Source organism: Pseudomonas nitroreducens, from assembly GCF_024170165.1.
GTDB lineage: Bacteria > Pseudomonadota > Gammaproteobacteria > Pseudomonadales > Pseudomonadaceae > Pseudomonas > Pseudomonas nitroreducens_C.
The window spans coordinates 1-15,725 of record NZ_JALJXP010000009.1 but is presented as its reverse complement, the minus strand read 5'-3'; the positions used below and the strand labels follow the sequence as shown (position 1 = coordinate 15,725).

Below are 15,725 nucleotides of genomic sequence, written 5' to 3'. Positions count from 1 at the left end.
CTCAGTAGCCCACCGACTTCAGCACCTCGTCCACATCCCGGCTCGGCGGCCGGCCGAGGAACAGCAGCAGCTGATCGGTGCGGTTGGTAAAGAAGCCGTCCACGCCGGCCTTGGTGAGCTTGTCGAAGTCCACCGAGTCGTCGACCGTGTAGGCATGCACGAACAGGCCGCGCTCATGGGCGGCCTGGTTCATCCACGGTTGCACCAGGTCCATGTAGCTCTGGTCGCCACGGGCGGTCAGGGTCGCCGAGGGGCCCGTGCCCAGCGCGCCATGGGCCTTGGCCCAGTCCAGCCAGGCGAAGAATTCTTCCTTGGATTTCACTTCCTGCCCGGCATAGAAGTCGGCTTTGATCTTCTCGCCGGACTGGGCAAAGGTGGTCGGGCTCTTCGCCGCCATGTAGCCATCGCCGGTCCACAGCAGCAGGATCTTCGGCACCTTCGGCATGCTCTTCTGCAGCAGTTCGAGGCTGCTCTTCTCGAAGGTCTGCAGGACGATCTTGCCTTGCGGCTCGCCCTCGGCATTGAGCCAGCCGCGGTTCTCCAGGGCCTTGCGCAGGTCTTCCTCGATGCCGGGGAACTGCCCCGGCGCCTTGGTTTCCAGGTACAGGCCCGGGGTTTCGCCGCCGCCTTCGGCGATGTCGATCAGCTCGTCGAGGGTGAGGATGCGTAGCCCCGCGTACTTGGAGCGGGCGCGCTCGGGATAGGTGGCGTTGAACCAGCTGCCGGCGTCCAGGCGCTTGAGTTCGGCCAGGGTGAACTTGCTCACCGGGTCCTTCTCGCGGCCGGGAAAGACCTTGGCAATGTTGCTGGTGCGCTCCAGGGTGTCGTCATGCACGGCCACCAGCACGCCGTCGCTGGTGCGCTGGAGATCCGCCTCCAGGTAGTCCGCGCCCAGGTCACGGGCGGCGAGGTAGGCCGCTGCGGTTTCCTCCGGAGCGTCATGGGATGCACCGCGGTGGGCGATCACCGTCGGCCAGGGAACGCCGGCCGCTGCGCTCAGGGCGCGGCCGGGGGACTCCTCGGCGCTGGCGGTGAAACTGGCGGCGGCCAGTGCGATGGTGCCCAGTACAGCGATGATGCGACGGCGCATGTGCGAAACCCCTTTGGCTGGGTAACGGATAAGCGGCCCAGTCTGCCGGCGGCCTGTGAAACTCTTGCGACGGCCAGCCCCCTCACGAACGACAAGGCCCGCGGACGATCGCTCGTCCGCGGGCCTTTGCTCCTGTCTGCCCGATCAGCGCGGCAGGTCGAAGCGGTCGAGGTTCATCACCTTGGTCCAGGCCTTGACGAAGTCATGGACGAACCTGCGTTCGCCGTCCGAGCAACCATAGACCTCCGACAGCGCCCGCAGCTGAGAGTTTGAACCCAGTAGCAGGTCGATGCGGCTGCCGGTCCACTTCGCCTCACCGGTCTTGCGGTCGCGGCCTTCGAACTCGGTGTTGTCCGCCGAGGTCGGTTTCCACACGGTGCCCATGTCCAGCAGGTTGACGAAGAAGTCATTGCTGAGGGTGCCGGGGCGCGCGGTGAACACGCCGTTCTGCGAGCCCCCGGTGTTGGCCCCCAGCACACGCAGGCCGCCGATCAGCGCGGTGACTTCCGGCCCGCTCAGGGTCAGCAGCTGCGCGCGGTCGATCAGCAGGGCTTCGGCCGGCACGGCGAACTTCGACTTCTGGAAGTTGCGGAAGCCATCGGCCACCGGCTCCAGCATGCCCACCGAGTGCACGTCGGTCTGCTCCTGGCTGGCATCCATGCGCCCCGGGGCGAACGGCACGCTGACCTTGTGGCCACCCTTGCGCGCGGCCTCCTCCACGCCGGCATCGCCGGCCAGGACGATCAGGTCGGCCAGGGATATCTTCTTGCCGCCGGTAGCGGAGGCATTGAACTCGGCCTGGATTTCCTCCAGCACGCCGAGCACCTTGGCCAACTGCTCCGGCTGGTTCACCGGCCAGTCCTTCTGCGGCGCCAGGCGGATGCGCGCGCCGTTGGCGCCGCCCCGCTTGTCGGAGCCACGGAAGGTCGAGGCCGAGGCCCAGGCAGTGGACACCAGCTCGGAGACCGACAGGCCCGAGGCCAGCACCTGGGCCTTGAGCGCAGCGATGTCCTGCTCCTCCACCAGCGGGTGGTTGACCGCCGGGATCGGGTCCTGCCAGATCAGCTCCTCTTTCGGCACTTCCGGCCCCAGGTAGCGAGCCAGCGGGCCCATGTCACGGTGGGTCAGCTTGAACCAGGCGCGGGCAAAGGCGTCGGCGAACGCGTCGGGATCTTCGTAGAAACGGCGGGAAATCTTCTCGTAGATCGGGTCGACACGCAGCGAAATGTCGGTGGTGAGCATCGACGGCGCGCGGCGTTTGGACTTGTCGTGGGCATCGGGAATGCTGCCGGCACCCGCGCCGTTCTTCGGCTGCCACTGGTGGGCGCCGGCCGGGCTCTTGGTCAGCTCCCATTCGTAACCGAACAGGTTCCAGAAGAAGTTGTTGCTCCAGCGCGTCGGCGTGGACGTCCAGGTGACTTCCAGGCCGCTGGTGATGGCGTCGCCACCGGAGCCAGTGCCGAACGTGCTGACCCAGCCCAGGCCTTGGCTTTCCAGGCCGCCGGCTTCCGGGTCGGCGCCAACGTTGTCCGCCGGGCCCGCGCCGTGGGTCTTGCCGAAGGTGTGGCCGCCGGCGATCAGGGCGACGGTTTCCTCGTCGTCCATGGCCATGCGGGCGAAGGTCTCGCGGATGTCGCGGGCGGCAGCCACCGGGTCAGGGTTGCCGTTGGGGCCTTCGGGGTTCACGTAGATCAGGCCCATCTGCACCGCGGCCAGGGGGTTCTCCAGGTCACGCTCGCCGGTGTAGCGCTTGTCGCCGCCCAGCCAGGTGGTTTCCTCGCCCCAGTACACGTCCATGTCCGGTTCCCAGACGTCCTCGCGACCGCCGGCGAAGCCGAAGGTCTTGAAGCCCATGGATTCCAGGGCGACGTTGCCGGTGAGGACGATCAGGTCGGCCCAGGACAGCTTGGCGCCATATTTCTGCTTGATCGGCCAGATCAACCGGCGGGCCTTGTCCAGGCTGACGTTGTCCGGCCAGCTGTTGAGCGGTGCGAAGCGCTGCTGGCCACGGCCGGCACCGCCACGGCCATCGCCGATGCGGTAGGTCCCGGCGGCGTGCCAGGCCATGCGGATGAACAGCGGGCCATAGTGGCCGAAGTCGGCCGGCCACCAGTCCTGGGAGTCGGTCATCACGGCGCGCAGGTCGGCCTTGACCGCTTCCAGGTCGAGGGTCTTGAAGGCCTCGGCGTAGTTGAAGTCCTCGCCCATGGGGTTGGACTTGGAAGAATGCTGGTGCAGCAGGTCCAGCCGCAGCTGGTTCGGCCACCAGTCACGGTTCGATGTACCACCACCGGCGGTCTGGTGGAAGGGGCAGCTACCTTTCTTTTCTTCACTCATTGCAGGCTCCTTGTGAGCGCCTGGCGCGGCGCTTCGTATACGCACAACCCATCAGAAGATAGATCAACTGGGGCAGGCTGCTATTGCAGTTATTGATCGGCTGAAGCGGTAAAAGGCTATCGATGCGGGGGATGGGCCGGGCGCACCACGGGAATCGGCGGGAATCGGCGGGAATCGGAACTGTAGGAGCGAGCTTGCTCGCGAACGGTCCGGAACCGAAGCATCCGGAAACACTGTTCGCGAGCAAGGACTAGGCGTCCCCCTCGGTCCTACGAAAAGCCCTTCATGCCGAACGGCAAGGCAGGCTCCAGGTCAGCATCAGAACGCGAAGCAGGAACAGCCGAACGCGCCCCAGAACCCGGCGAAGTCGCTCACCGGAACGTCCCTGGTACGCGCACGCTCATGGCTGTGGCCATGCACGCCGCAGGAGCCGACGCACTGGTGCACGGCCTGCTGCAGCGGCGCCTGCGGCCGCCAGTGGCCGGGGACCATGGCCACCGGGGACCACTCCGGCACCACCGGGATGCTCGGCGGGGCCAGCTTGTCGAACTCGCGGTCGCCATGGACGATCTTGCCGCCCACCACGGTGAGCACCGACTCGATGGTCTTGATCGCCTCTTCCTCGACGCTGAAGAAGTCCTCCGAGAGTACCGCCAGGTCCGCCAACTGGCCGGCCCTGAGCATGCCCTTCTTGCCCTGCTCGCTGGAGAACCAGGCGCTGCCGTGAGTGAACAGCTGGATCGCCACCTCGCGGGACAGGCCCTCCGGGTAGAGGCTCAGGCCGCCCACGGTCTTGCCGCTGACCATCCAGTACAGCGAGGTCCACGGGTTGTAGCTGGAGACGCGGGTGGCATCGGTGCCGGCGCCCACCGGCACGCCCTCGGCCAGCATGCGCTTGATCGGCGGCGTGGCCTCAGCGGCCTGCTTGCCGTAGCGATCGACGAAGTACTCGCCCTGGAAGGCCATGCGGTCCTGGATGGCGATCCCGCCGCCCAACGCCCTCACCCGCTCGATGTTCTTCGGCGTGATGGTCTCGGCGTGGTCGAAGAACCACGGCAGGCCGTTGAACGGGATGTCCAGGTTGACCTTCTCGAACACGTCGAGCATGCGCGAGATGGACTCGTCATAGGTCGCGTGCAGGCGGAACGGCCAGCGCTGCTCGACGAGGTGGCGAACCACCGGCTCCAGCTCGGCTTCCATGGTGCCGGGCAGGTCCGGGCGCGGTTCGAGGAAGTCCTCGAAGTCGGCCGCCGAGAACACCAGCATCTCGCCGGCGCCGTTGTGGCGCAGGAAGTCGGTGCCCTGGCCGTAGGTCACGCTGGAGGTCCAGTTCTTGAAGTCCGCGAGTTCTTCCTTGGGCTTCTGGGTGAACAGGTTGTAGGCGATACGTACGGTGAGCTGGTCAGCGTCGGCCAGTTGCTGGATCACCTGGTAGTCGTCCGGGTAGTTCTGGAAGCCGCCGCCGGCGTCGATCACGCTGGTCAGGCCGAGGCGGTTCAGCTCGCGCATGAACTGGCGGGTCGAGTTGACCTGGTATTCCAGCGGCAGCTTCGGCCCCTTGGCCAGGGTGGCGTAGAGGATCATCGCGTTGGGCCGGGCGATCAGCATGCCGGTGGGTTCGCCGTTGCTGTCACGAACGATCTCGCCGCCGGGCGGGTTCGGCGTGTCTTTCGTGTAGCCAACGACGCGCAGCGCGGCGCGGTTGAGCAGCGCGCGGTCATACAGGTGCAGGACGAATACCGGGGTGTCCGGCGCCGCCTTGTTCAGCTCCTCGATGGTCGGCAGGCGGCGCTCGGCGAACTGGAATTCGTTCCAGCCACCCACCACCCGCACCCACTGCGGCGAGGGCGTGCGCTGGGCCTGCAGGCGCAGCATTTCCAGCGCGTCGGAGAGCGACGGCACGCCCTCCCAGCGCAGTTCGAGGTTGTAGTTCAGGCCGCCGCGGATCAGGTGCAGGTGCGAGTCGTTGAGGCCGGGGATGACAGTGCGGCGATTGAGGTCGACCAGCTGGGTCGAGGCGTCGCGGTAGGCCATCGCCTGGGCGTCGGTGCCGACGACCAGGAACTTGCCGTCGGCGATGGCCACGGCGGTGGCGTGGGGGCGTTCCGGGTCGACGGTGTGCAGCTTGCCGTTGAACAGGATCAGGTCTGCGTTTCTTTCTGCGTTGCTCATGCTCGGGCCCCTCAGCGCTGCAGGAAGGCCAGCAGGTCTTCGTTGAGTTGCTGCGTGTGGGTGACGGCGAAGCCATGGGGAGCGCCGGCGTAGACCTTGAGCTCGGCGCCCTTGACCTGCTCGGCAGCCAGCTTGCCGGTGGTTTCGAACGGGACGATCTGATCGTCGTCACCGTGGATCACCAGGGTCGGCACATCGACCTTGGCCAGGTCCGTGCGGAAGTCGGTTTGCGAGAAGGCGCTGACGCAGTCCACGGTGCCCTTGAGCGACGCCAGCAGGGCGATGTTGAGGGTCTGGGTGAGTACGCCGTCGGAGACCTTCTGGCCGTGGTTGGTGCCGTAGAACGGCGCGGCGAAGTCGGCGATGAACTGCGCGCGGTCCTGCAGCAGGCCGGCCTTGATGCCGTCAAACACGGCGGTGTCCACACCCTGCGGGAAGTCGGCGGCCTTGCCGAAGATCGGCGTGACGGCGCCCAGCAGCACCAGGCCGGCGACGCGGGAGGTGCCGTGGCGGCCGATGTAGCGGCTGACGTCGCCACCGCCCATGGAGAAGCCGACCAGAGTGACGTCACGCAGGTCCAGGTGCTCGATCAGACCGGCGATGTCATCGGCGAAGGTGTCGTAGTCGTAGCCGTTCCACGGCTGGCTGGAACGACCGAAGCCGCGGCGGTCGAAGGCGATGGTGCGGTAGCCGCGGCTGCTCAGGTACTGCATCTGGTATTCCCACATGTCGCCGTCCAGCGGCCAGCCGTGGCTGAACAGCACGGGTTTGCCGCTGCCCCAGTCCTTGTAATAGATCTCGGTGCCGTCGCGGGTAACGAAAGTGCTCATGGAAACTCCTCTGCCTGCCATGCAGGACGATGTGGGAACGGGCGCCCTGCGGGCGCCGCGGGAGGGAAAGTCAGGCTCAGTTTCAATCGGCGTTGAGCCAGCCGGCACAGCGCCGGGTCACCCAGGGCATGATCAGGTAGACCACCGGGAGGACGATGCACAGGGTCACCAGCAGGTTGCTCGGCACCACCCCGGCCAGCACCGGGAAGCGTTCGAACGCGGGCCCCCAGAGCGGCGGGATGACCATGGTCAGCGGGCTGATCACCAGGTAGGTGAGCAGCGCCTGCTTCCACTTCGGCGGCTGGCGCACGTTGCCGTGTGCGGGGGTGAACCAGAATTCGGCGTCGTTGTGGATCAGCGGGTGGTCGCCCTCTTCCAGCAACGGCGAAACCTCGTCGATCAGCTCGGCGCGCTCGGGGGAGTCGATCCAGGCCTGCAGCTGCGCGGCGGCGGCGAAACGCACCACGGTGGTGTACATCGCGCCTTCGCCGTCCGGGCGGATCACATTCACGCCCAGGTGCCCCGGCTGCCGGCGCGCGGCCGAAACGGTGCGGCGTAGCCAGGCCTCGTAACTGGGCAGGGCTGCGCAACGCACCTTGTGGTGGACCACCAGCGTCACCACGCTGTTCAGATCGATGGTTTCGGCGCTCATGGGTGTTCCGGACTCATGCTTGAGGTCCGGTCACTATGGCGGCGGCTGCGGTCTGCCTATTGGACGCATGTGCTGGATCGATGCCGGCCATGGCGGCGGATAACGCTGGCGCGTTATGCGCCCTACGCCCCCGGCACCGGCGTCACCTGCAGGAGCGCGCCATGCGCGCGATCGCGGGCATGGCCCGCTCCTACAGGGAAACGTCGGCGTTGGGCAGTTCGCGAGCAAGCTCGCTCCTACAATCGCTCTTAGCTCTTTGCTCTCTGAAGACTTCCAGCGACATGTCCGAGCACGCCGAACGCCCCGTTCAGGAGGCCTCGTTGAAGCGAATTTTCAGGGGTTGAGCGACATGGATGTCGCGAGAGCTGCGATGGGCCAGGGATGGCCCTTCGTCAGGGGGACGCCTAGTTCGTGCCCCTGAAACTTCGCTTCAACGAGGGTATTTTTCGCCTAAGCGAAAAACCGGATGTCCGGGGCAAGCCTTTTGGTTACTTTTTGGGGGGCGGCCTTCCGTCGTTTGGAAAAGTGACTCGCCCGAGGGGGCGAAACACAGAATCCACGCACACGCCAATGCGGCGCTGAAACAACCAAGCCCAGGCAGCAGACCCGTACCACCAGAGCAAAAGAAAGCGCCGGCCCCTGCCGGCAGATCGCGGGCATGGCCCGCTCCTACAGGGTTCGTGCATCGTCGGGCACATGCACGTTACCGGCTATCAGGCCGCCGTGATGGTGAACTCGGGCAAGGTCACCTGGCGCATGTAGGCGCGGGCGGTATGGGGCACGCGGTAGCGCACTTCACTCTCGCCCTGCTCCACCCACAGCAGGGACTTGTCCGCCAGCTGCCGCACGGCGGCGAACACGCACTCACGGCACCAGCGCTTGTCGTCCAGCGAGGCGACGGCCGCATCCAGGGTGAAGCCATCCGCCATCTGCGCGAGCAGCCCCAGGCAGCGTTGCTCGTCCGCATCCAGCAGACCATAGCTCCAGTCGTAGGTCGCCCGCAGGCTCTGCTGGCGCGCCGGTGCGGTGCGGCGACCGGGCATCAGCAGTTGCATGGGCGTGTCCAGCAGCGCCGGCAGCCCGGCGAGGCCGAGGATACCCACCTGCCGAGCGGCCATCTCGATGGCCAGGGGAATGCCGTCCAGGCGCCGGCAGATGTCGATGATCGCGCGCACCTGGCCGGACTTGAGCTCGAAACGGTCACAGACCTCCCGCGCGCGCATCACGAACAGTTGCACCGCCGAACTGCACATCGCCAATGCCAGCGGCGCATCGTCCTGCGCGGGCACTTCCAGAGGCGGCAGGCGCACCACACGCTCCCCTTCCGCCCGCAGCGGCTCGCGGCTGGTGGCGAGGATGCTCAGTGCCGGATGCAGCCGCAGCAGGTGCTCCACCGCCTCGGCGCAGCGGTCGGCGAGGTGCTCGCAGTTGTCCAGCAACAGCAGGGTCGGCTCATGGGCCGGCTCGCGCAGGAGAACGGCGAGGCTCTGGCTGAGGGAGATGCCGTCCGGGTCGGCGGACAGGTCGAGGAAGCGTACCTCGCTGAAGTGCCTGCCGAGTTGCTCGGCGGCGTGGATCGCCAGGGAGGTCTTGCCCATGCCGCCAGGGCCGACCAGGGTCATCAGGCGCGTGGCGGGCATCTGCTTCACCACCCGTTCGAGCAGCGCCTGCCGGCCGACCAGCCCCATCAGCAGGACCGGCAGGTTGCTCGCGCGCACTTCGCACGGCAGCGCTGCTGCCTGCGCCGGAGCGACCACGCTCTCCACCACGCCGACGAAGCCGTAGCCGCGCAACGGCACGTTGGCGATGTAGCGCTCACCCGTGCGGCCCTCGCCGAGGGCCCGGCGCAGCGCGGCGATGTGCACCCGCAGGTTGATCTCCTCGACCACGGTATCGCCCCAGACCTGGGCGATGATCCTGTCCTTGCCGATGATCTCGCCGGGTTGGCGGATCAGCACCTGGAGAATGTCCAGCGCCCGGCTGCCGATGCGCACCGGGCGATCCCCCTGCAGCAACTGGCGCTTGTAGGGGTGGAACTGGAAGCGACCGAACTGCAGGATGGTCTCGGTGCGGTTTTCCGTGCTTGCGCTCATGTCCTGCTCACGTCTGCGGATCTGACGGATCGCTCTACAACGGGTCCTCCAGGCGATCTGGCCAGTACCGAGGTGACGCGCCCCTGATGATTGGTCAGGGTATTTTCCCGCCCTCGCGTGACAGCGCAATTCCCGCGGGGGGAAGGATTCGGCCAACTTGGGTGCGCCGGACGGTCAACCGGCTGAAAATGCGGCGCACTGCCATCAGGCGAAGCCGAATTGCTCGCGGTACTGGCTCGGCGTCATGCCGATCCGCTCGCCGAACACCGTGCGCATGTGCCGGGGGCTGCCAAAGCCGCTACGGCTGGCCACCTGCTTGAGCGGCAGGTCGCTGCTTTCCAGCAACTTGCGCGCGTGGTCGATGCGCGCGCTCTGCACGTACTGCATGGGTGTCATGCTCGTCTCGCGCTGGAAGGCGCGGGCGAAGTTGCGCGGGCTCATGGCCACCAGTTCGGCCAGGCGATTCACTGTCAGCGGCTCGTCGATGTGGTCCACCACGTGGGCCTGGGCGCGAGCGATCACCGAGCCATCGCGCACCACCGAGACCAGCAGCGGACCGAAGGGCGTCTGCCCGCCCTGGCGCTTGAGTACCACCAGCAGGACCTTGGCGACCTCGAGGGCGACGTCCTTGCCGTGGTCCTCGGCGACCACTGCCAGCGCCATGTCGATGCCGGCGGTGACGCCGCCGGAGGTGATCAGGTTGCGGTCGATCACGTAGATGCGCTCGGCCTGCACCTCGGCACGGGGATACAGCTGCGCCAGGCGGTCCAGGTAGTTCCAGTGGGTGGTGCAGCGGTAGCCGTCGAGCAGCCCGGCGGCGCCGAGCAGGAAGGCGCCGGTGCACACCGCGCCATAACGTTTCGCCGCGCGCGCCGCCGCCGGCAACCAGGCGTCGAGCGCCTCGTTGTTGCCGTTGTAGGCGCCGGGCCCACCGGGCACCAGCAGCAGGTCCACGCCCGCCAGCAGTGCTTCCAGTGGCAGGTCGGCGCTCATCTTCAGGCCGCTGGAGGCGCGCACGCCCTCGGGTTTCGCCGCCACCGTCAGCAAGCGGTAATGCCGCTCCGGCGGCAGGTAACGGTTGGCCATGGAGAACACCTCCATCGGCCCCGTCACATCCAGCGCCAGCACATCGTCATACAGCACCATGGCCACTGTTTTCATTCTTCTACTCGCACGCAAACGGGGCTTGGCGGTCTCGCGTGCCCCGGTATAGGAAAAAACCACTGTACCCATTCGCCGCGCCGGCGAATCGCACGTTTGCATCATTCTCCGCCAGGCGGGCCGAGCACACAGGTCCAATAAATGCCGTGGCGGCGAAACCATAGTCTGCCCATCGAAGCGCCCCGGACGCCCTTGCAGAACTGCAAAGCCACCCTGCAGGGCTGTCTGTTCCGCGCCTCGCAGCGTTCGGCAAAGATGTGTCCACGCTTTGCAGCCAGGTCCTGCAGACCGAAAAGACACGCCAGACGCCCTCTTCCCACCCCACGCAATCCACCAGGAAATCCGACCATGACCGCCATCGCCAAAGCCGTTCCCGGCAAGACCCTGCTCAACCCCACCGACCACACCCTGATCATGATCGACCACCAGTCGCAGATGTCCTTCGCGACCAAGTCCATCGACGCGGTGACCCTGCGCAACAACGCCGCGCTGGTGGCCAAGGCAGCCAGGGAGTTCAACGTTTCCACCATCCTCACCACTGTTGCCGAGAAGAGCTTCTCCGGGCCGATCTTCGACGAAATCAAGTCGGTCTTCCCCGAGCACAACGTCATCGACCGCACCAGCATGAACACCTGGGAGGACCCGCGCATCGCCGTGGAGGTGAACAAGTTCGGCAAGCAGAAGATCGTCCTCGCCGGCCTGTGGACCTCGGTGTGCATCGTCGGCCCGGCGCTCTCGGCCATCGACCAGGGCTTCGAGGTCTACGTGATCGCCGACGCCTGTGGCGACGTCTCCGACGAAGCTCACGAAATGGCCCTGCAACGAATGATCCAGCTGGGCGCACGTCCCATGACCTCCCTGCAGTACCTGCTGGAACTGCAACGCGACTGGGCCCGTGGCGAAACCTACGAGGCGACCGTGAAAACCTCCATCGAGCACGGCGGCGCCTACGGCCTGGGCCTGATCTACGCCAAGACAATGTTCAACGCCAGCGAAGGCCACTGAGCCTGAGCAGCAGAAAGGGGCGGCATGGCCGCCCCTTTTCATTCCCGGGATACCCACCATGCCGACCCACGACCGCTCCGGCGCCCTGGCGCTGCTGTTCATGCGCGTAGCCGCCGCCCTCCTGCTGCTCCAGGTGCACGGGCTGCCCAAGCTGCTGCATTGGCACAGCGAGCTACAGCACATCGAAGACCCCTTCGGCCTCGGCGCCTCGCCGACCCTGGCGCTGGCGGTGTTCGCCGAAGTGCTCTGCCCGATCCTGCTGATCCTCGGCGTGTTCGCCCGCCTCGCCTGCCTGCCGGTGATTGCCGTGCTGCTGGTGGCGCTGCTGTTCGTGCACCCGCAATGGTCGCTGGAGGAAGGCCAGTTCGCCTGGTGGATGCTGATCCTCTTCGCCGGCCTGGCGATTGCCGGTCCCGGCCGCTATCGCTTCGCCCTGCCTCGCCGCCTGGGTGAACTTCGGACGGAGCCCCGACCGTGAAAAACCTCCTGCTCCCCTGCGCACTGGCACTCGCCTGCGTCCAGGCCCACGCCGCCGACTGGTCGCTGTTGTCACGCAACTACTTTCTCGACAACGACTACCGCAGCCCCGGCCCAAACGGCCAGAGCCTGCGCCGCGAATGGGCGCAGGGTTTCATCGGCAGGTTCAGCAGTGACGTCACGCCCGGCACCGTCGGCCTGGGCATCGATGCCCACGCCTTCCTCGGCCTGAAGCTCGACGGCGGGCGCGGCCACGCGGGGACCGGCCTGCTGCCACTGGACAGCGACGGCCGCAGCGAAGCCGAGTATTCCGACGCTGGCGCCGCGCTGCGCCTGGTGCATGAGAAAACCACTGTCGCCTGGGGCGAGATGGAAGTGGAAACCCCGGTATTCGACACCGGCGACAAGCGCCTGCAGCCCGAATACGCCACCGGCTGGTTCCTCGACGACCACAGCCTGCCCAACCTGCGCCTGCAGGCCGGGCGCTTCACCGCCTTCAAGAACCAGGACTCCAGCTCCAGCCACGGCGAATTCGAAGGCTACGGCGCCAGCACCCGCTTCGGCGGCCTCAGCCTGGCCGGCGCCAGCTGGAGCGCAACCGACGCCAACTGGGGCGGCGCACTCTACGCCAGCCAGCTGGATGACGTCTGGCGCCAGGCCTACGCCAACCTCAACGGCCACTTCGGCCGCTGGTCGCTGGACGCCAACCTGTACAAGACCGGCGACACCGGCAGCGCCCGCGCCGGCGAGATCGACACCCTGGCCTGGAGCCTGCTGGGCAAGGTCGCCCTGGGCAGCCATGCGCTGAGCCTCGCCTACCAGAAGATCGACGGCGACACGCCGTTCGACTTCGTCGGCGGCGATTCCATCTACCTCGCCAACTCGATCAAGTACGCCGACTTCAACGGCCCCGGCGAGCACTCCTGGCAGGCGCGCTACCAGTGGGACGGCGCCAGCGCCGGCCTCGCCGGCCTGACCTTTTCCACGCGCTACGTGCGCGGCAGCGGCATCGACGGCACCCACGCCCCATGCGGCGGCGCCTACAACCCCGTGGAGGGCGGCACCTGCCAGCCCGCCTACGGCGACGGCGGCCGCCACTGGGAGCGCGACCTGGACGTGCGCTACGTGGTGCAGTCCGGCCCGGCCAGGGACCTGGCGCTGAGCTTCGCGCAGGTCTCGCACCGCGCCAACGACGCCCAGGGTGGCGCGGATATCGACCGCCTCTACGTGATTGTCGAGTACCCGCTCAAGGGGGTGTTCTGAGTGCTCGGGAAGCGTCGGCGCACAGCTCTGTTCGCGAGCAAGCTCGCTCCTACGAAGAGCACTCCAAAGCCCCTTGTAGGAGCGAGCTTGCTCGCGAACCCGCCCAGCGCTGAAACCATCAGGCTGCTTCCCTGCAGGGCGCATAACGCGCCAGCGTTATCGGCCGTTACCGAGCCGGCGGATAACCTGTTCCAGGTTATGCGCCCTACGTAATCGATCCCCCAGCCGTTAGGCCATCCGGAAAAACGCTTCGCAGGATGGCGTGGAGCGCAGCGATACCCATCAATCCCCTGCACCCGCAGCCTGGGTATCGCTAAGGACTCCACCCACCCCACGAATGGCCTTGTGCGGGGCTCAGGGCACCGGCGCGCTCATGTACTCGACCATCCGCTCGCGCAGCCAGCGCTCGGCCGGGTCGTTGTCGTGGGCAGCGCTCCAGACCAGCGAGAGCTCCGCGGGCTTGATCTCCAGCGGCGGGTCCTCGGCGCGCAGGCAGCTGTCTTCCACCAGCGCGCAGGCGGCATAGTCGGGGACAGTGGCGATCATCTCGGTGTTGCGCAGCAGCGCGCGCAGGCTGCCGAACTGCGGCACGGCCAGCACCACGCGACGGCGGCGGTCGATGCGCTCCAGGTCCAGGTCGATGGCGCCGTTCAGGTCGCCGGAGAAAGACACCATCACGTGCGGCCGCGAGCAGTATTCGTCGAGGGTCAGCGGGCCGGGACGGTCGTCGCCGCGCAGCACCTTCACGCCGATATCGCGCAGCTTGCGGCGCTTGGCGTTGGCCGGCAGGTCGGTGGTGTAACTCACCCCCACGGTGATCTCGCCGGAAGACAGCAGCGCCGGCATCAGCAGGAAGTTGGCGCGGCGCACCACCACGGTGATGTTCGGCGCCTCCTGCTGCAAGCGTGCCAGCAGCGCAGGGAACAGGCCGAATTCGGCGTCGTCGGAAAGCCCCAGGCGGAAGATGTTGCAGCTGCTCTCGGGCTCGAAGGTCTTGGCGCGGCTGACCGCGGCGGAGATCACGTCCATCGCCGGGCGCAGCTCTTCGAAGATGTGCAGCGCCCGGCTGGTGGGCTCCATGGCGCGGCCGGCGCGCACCAGCAGCGGGTCGTCGAACAGGTCGCGCAGGCGCGCCAGGGCGGCGCTGACGGTGGACTGGGTGATGAACAGCTTCTCGCCGACGCGGGTGAGGTTCCGCTCCAGCATCAGGGATTCGAAGATCACCAGCAGGTTCATGTCCAGGCGGCGCAGGTCGTTTCGGTTCATGGCTGGTCGCTCGGGGCTGTGGGAGTCGGCATCTTTGCACAAGACAAGGGACGCGCCAGTCGATCATGAAACCGGGCATTTTTCTTGGACGTGTGTGCTCATCCGCGCACCGTTTGGCTTAATCCGATTGAGCATCGGATCACCTTGATTTACCTTGAATTTTTTACATTCCAGAGCGGCATTTCGGCCGCCACCAGAACGAGAAGAGAGACGCCATGCCCGCACCTGCCCACCAGGTAGCGACCATGCTCGCCCCCCAGACCCACCGCCTGGTCCTGCAGCTCATGGAGGAGCTGGAAAGCCAGGGAGACGGCCTCCACCAGGCCAGTCAGCGCCTTTGCCAGCACCTGCTGGAGCACTACCGGTTGCCCGAGCCCTGCAACGACGGGGCGGACACTGGTGAACGCCTGGCCCTCGCCCCCTGGCAGGAACGCAAGGCAAAGGACATCCTCGCCGGCAGCCTGCTCAGCCGCCTGTACATCGCCGACGTCGCCGAACAATGCGGCATGTCGCGCAGCCACTTCTCCCGCGCCTTCAAGCAGGCCACCGGGGTCGCACCACGGGAGTGGGCGCTGCGCCTGCGCATCGACCGCGCCCGCGAGCTGCTGGCCAGCGGCGACGCGCCGATTTCCCAGGTCAGCCAGGAATGTGGCTTCGCCGACCAGTCGCACTTCGGCCGCAGCTTCCGCAAGCTGGTGGGCTGCACGCCGAACCGTTGGCGGCAGGCTTGCCGGGTGGGTGGAGTGCAGGAGGTCGATGGTGCCAACCGGGCGTCACCAACGTAGGGCGCATAACGCCCCAGGCGTTATCCGCCGGTGAGGGGCGGCGGATAACCCGTTCCGGGTTTATTCGCCCTACGTATGCTTTGGGCTGTTGTTGCAATCCATAGCCCCGGAGTACGCCGCGGGGGAATTCGCGGACAAGGTCCGCTCCTACGGGGTGGCACCGAGTTGGGCGGGTTCGCGAGCAAGCTCGCTCCTACGAAGAGCCTGATCCCCACCCCGCCTCGGCTCTGGCTCTGGCTCTGGCTCTGGCTCTGGCTCTGGCTCTGGCTCTGGCTCTGGCTCTGGCTCTGGCTCTGGCTCTGAAAGTCTTCCAGAAAAACGTCCGCGAGCTCCGGAGTGCCCCTTTCAGGAGGCCTCGTTGGATCGGAGTTTCAGGGGTTGAGCGACATGGATGTCGCGAGAGCCACGATGGGCCAGGGATGGCCCTTCGTGGCGTGCCCCTGAAACTTCGATTCAACGAGGGAATTTTTCGCCTAGGCGAAAAACCGGATGGAGGGGCTGTAGGAGACAACCACATAGGTAACAAACGAGTTCAGTCACATGGGTGACACTCGCATCTTCAGATATCGCCTACTTCGCTCCCTTTCGTCCAGC

At 66.7% G+C, this 15,725-nt stretch carries 12 protein-coding genes; 4 read left to right on the top strand and 8 right to left on the bottom strand.

Annotation, left to right across the window (positions count from 1 at the left end; genetic code table 11):
• Position 1: 1 nt before the first annotated feature.
• The 7 genes from J2T47_RS18365 to J2T47_RS18335 form a co-directional block, all read right to left on the bottom strand.
• Positions 2-1,090, bottom strand: a complete 1,089-nt coding sequence (locus J2T47_RS18365; RefSeq protein ID WP_253449752.1) for a glycerophosphodiester phosphodiesterase — start codon at positions 1,088-1,090, stop codon at positions 2-4.
• A 144-nt stretch (positions 1,091-1,234) separates the two neighbouring features.
• A complete protein-coding gene (gene katG / locus J2T47_RS18360; RefSeq protein ID WP_253449749.1) occupies positions 1,235-3,427 on the bottom strand; it encodes a catalase/peroxidase HPI in 2,193 nt (730 codons plus the stop codon).
• A gap of 318 nt (positions 3,428-3,745) precedes the next feature.
• Positions 3,746-5,599: an amidohydrolase gene (locus J2T47_RS18355; RefSeq protein ID WP_253449746.1), complete on the bottom strand. Its 1,854-nt coding sequence runs from the start codon at positions 5,597-5,599 to the stop codon at positions 3,746-3,748.
• 11 nt (positions 5,600-5,610) lie between these two features.
• The gene (locus tag J2T47_RS18350) at positions 5,611-6,429 is read right to left on the bottom strand and encodes an alpha/beta fold hydrolase (RefSeq protein WP_253449743.1); all 819 of its coding nucleotides are present in this window, start codon (positions 6,427-6,429) and stop codon (positions 5,611-5,613) included.
• Positions 6,430-6,511: 82 nt separating this feature from the next.
• On the bottom strand, positions 6,512-7,081 hold the full coding sequence (locus J2T47_RS18345) for an antibiotic biosynthesis monooxygenase (protein ID WP_253449740.1): 570 nt from the start codon (positions 7,079-7,081) through the stop codon (positions 6,512-6,514).
• A 713-nt stretch (positions 7,082-7,794) separates the two neighbouring features.
• Positions 7,795-9,174, bottom strand: a complete 1,380-nt coding sequence (locus J2T47_RS18340) for an ATP-binding protein (RefSeq protein ID WP_253449737.1) — start codon at positions 9,172-9,174, stop codon at positions 7,795-7,797.
• Between the two features lie 204 nt (positions 9,175-9,378).
• On the bottom strand, positions 9,379-10,335 hold the full coding sequence (locus J2T47_RS18335; protein WP_253449734.1) for a GlxA family transcriptional regulator: 957 nt from the start codon (positions 10,333-10,335) through the stop codon (positions 9,379-9,381).
• Positions 10,336-10,683: 348 nt separating this feature from the next.
• On the opposite strand from J2T47_RS18335, the gene J2T47_RS18330 reads away from it, so the two are divergent.
• Genes J2T47_RS18330 through J2T47_RS18320 form a run of 3 tightly spaced genes read left to right on the top strand, consistent with a single transcriptional unit; the run spans position 10,684 to position 13,080 of the window.
• The gene (locus J2T47_RS18330) at positions 10,684-11,340 is read left to right on the top strand and encodes a hydrolase (RefSeq protein ID WP_253449732.1); all 657 of its coding nucleotides are present in this window, start codon (positions 10,684-10,686) and stop codon (positions 11,338-11,340) included.
• A 58-nt stretch (positions 11,341-11,398) separates the two neighbouring features.
• On the top strand, positions 11,399-11,818 hold the full coding sequence (locus J2T47_RS18325) for a DoxX family protein (RefSeq protein ID WP_253449729.1): 420 nt from the start codon (positions 11,399-11,401) through the stop codon (positions 11,816-11,818).
• Positions 11,815-13,080, top strand: a complete 1,266-nt coding sequence (locus tag J2T47_RS18320) for an OprD family porin (RefSeq protein ID WP_437180995.1) — start codon at positions 11,815-11,817, stop codon at positions 13,078-13,080. Before J2T47_RS18325 ends, J2T47_RS18320 begins: the two co-directional genes overlap by 4 nt.
• Before the next feature lie 354 nt (positions 13,081-13,434).
• Here J2T47_RS18320 and J2T47_RS18315 read toward each other — a convergent pair whose 3' ends face one another.
• The gene (locus tag J2T47_RS18315; RefSeq protein WP_253449727.1) at positions 13,435-14,346 is read right to left on the bottom strand and encodes a LysR family transcriptional regulator; all 912 of its coding nucleotides are present in this window, start codon (positions 14,344-14,346) and stop codon (positions 13,435-13,437) included.
• A gap of 215 nt (positions 14,347-14,561) precedes the next feature.
• Here J2T47_RS18315 and J2T47_RS18310 point away from each other — a divergent pair, with 215 nt between their 5' ends.
• A complete protein-coding gene (locus J2T47_RS18310) occupies positions 14,562-15,131 on the top strand; it encodes a helix-turn-helix domain-containing protein (RefSeq protein WP_253449724.1) in 570 nt (189 codons plus the stop codon).
• The last annotated feature ends 594 nt before the right edge of the window (positions 15,132-15,725 follow it).

What these genes read in the sequence shown, in the direction of transcription:
- J2T47_RS18365 (WP_253449752.1), bottom strand. Translation starts at nt 1,090, where the DNA reads ATGCGCCGTCGCATCATCGCTGTACTGGGCACCATCGCACTGGCCGCC.
- katG (WP_253449749.1), bottom strand. Translation starts at nt 3,427, where the DNA reads ATGAGTGAAGAAAAGAAAGGTAGCTGCCCCTTCCACCAGACCGCCGGT.
- J2T47_RS18355 (WP_253449746.1), bottom strand. Translation starts at nt 5,599, where the DNA reads ATGAGCAACGCAGAAAGAAACGCAGACCTGATCCTGTTCAACGGCAAG.
- J2T47_RS18350 (WP_253449743.1), bottom strand. Translation starts at nt 6,429, where the DNA reads ATGAGCACTTTCGTTACCCGCGACGGCACCGAGATCTATTACAAGGAC.
- J2T47_RS18345 (WP_253449740.1), bottom strand. Translation starts at nt 7,081, where the DNA reads ATGAGCGCCGAAACCATCGATCTGAACAGCGTGGTGACGCTGGTGGTC.
- J2T47_RS18340 (WP_253449737.1), bottom strand. Translation starts at nt 9,174, where the DNA reads ATGAGCGCAAGCACGGAAAACCGCACCGAGACCATCCTGCAGTTCGGT.
- J2T47_RS18335 (WP_253449734.1), bottom strand. Translation starts at nt 10,335, where the DNA reads ATGAAAACAGTGGCCATGGTGCTGTATGACGATGTGCTGGCGCTGGAT.
- J2T47_RS18330 (WP_253449732.1), top strand. Translation starts at nt 10,684, where the DNA reads ATGACCGCCATCGCCAAAGCCGTTCCCGGCAAGACCCTGCTCAACCCC.
- J2T47_RS18325 (WP_253449729.1), top strand. Translation starts at nt 11,399, where the DNA reads ATGCCGACCCACGACCGCTCCGGCGCCCTGGCGCTGCTGTTCATGCGC.
- J2T47_RS18315 (WP_253449727.1), bottom strand. Translation starts at nt 14,346, where the DNA reads ATGAACCGAAACGACCTGCGCCGCCTGGACATGAACCTGCTGGTGATC.
- J2T47_RS18310 (WP_253449724.1), top strand. Translation starts at nt 14,562, where the DNA reads ATGCCCGCACCTGCCCACCAGGTAGCGACCATGCTCGCCCCCCAGACC.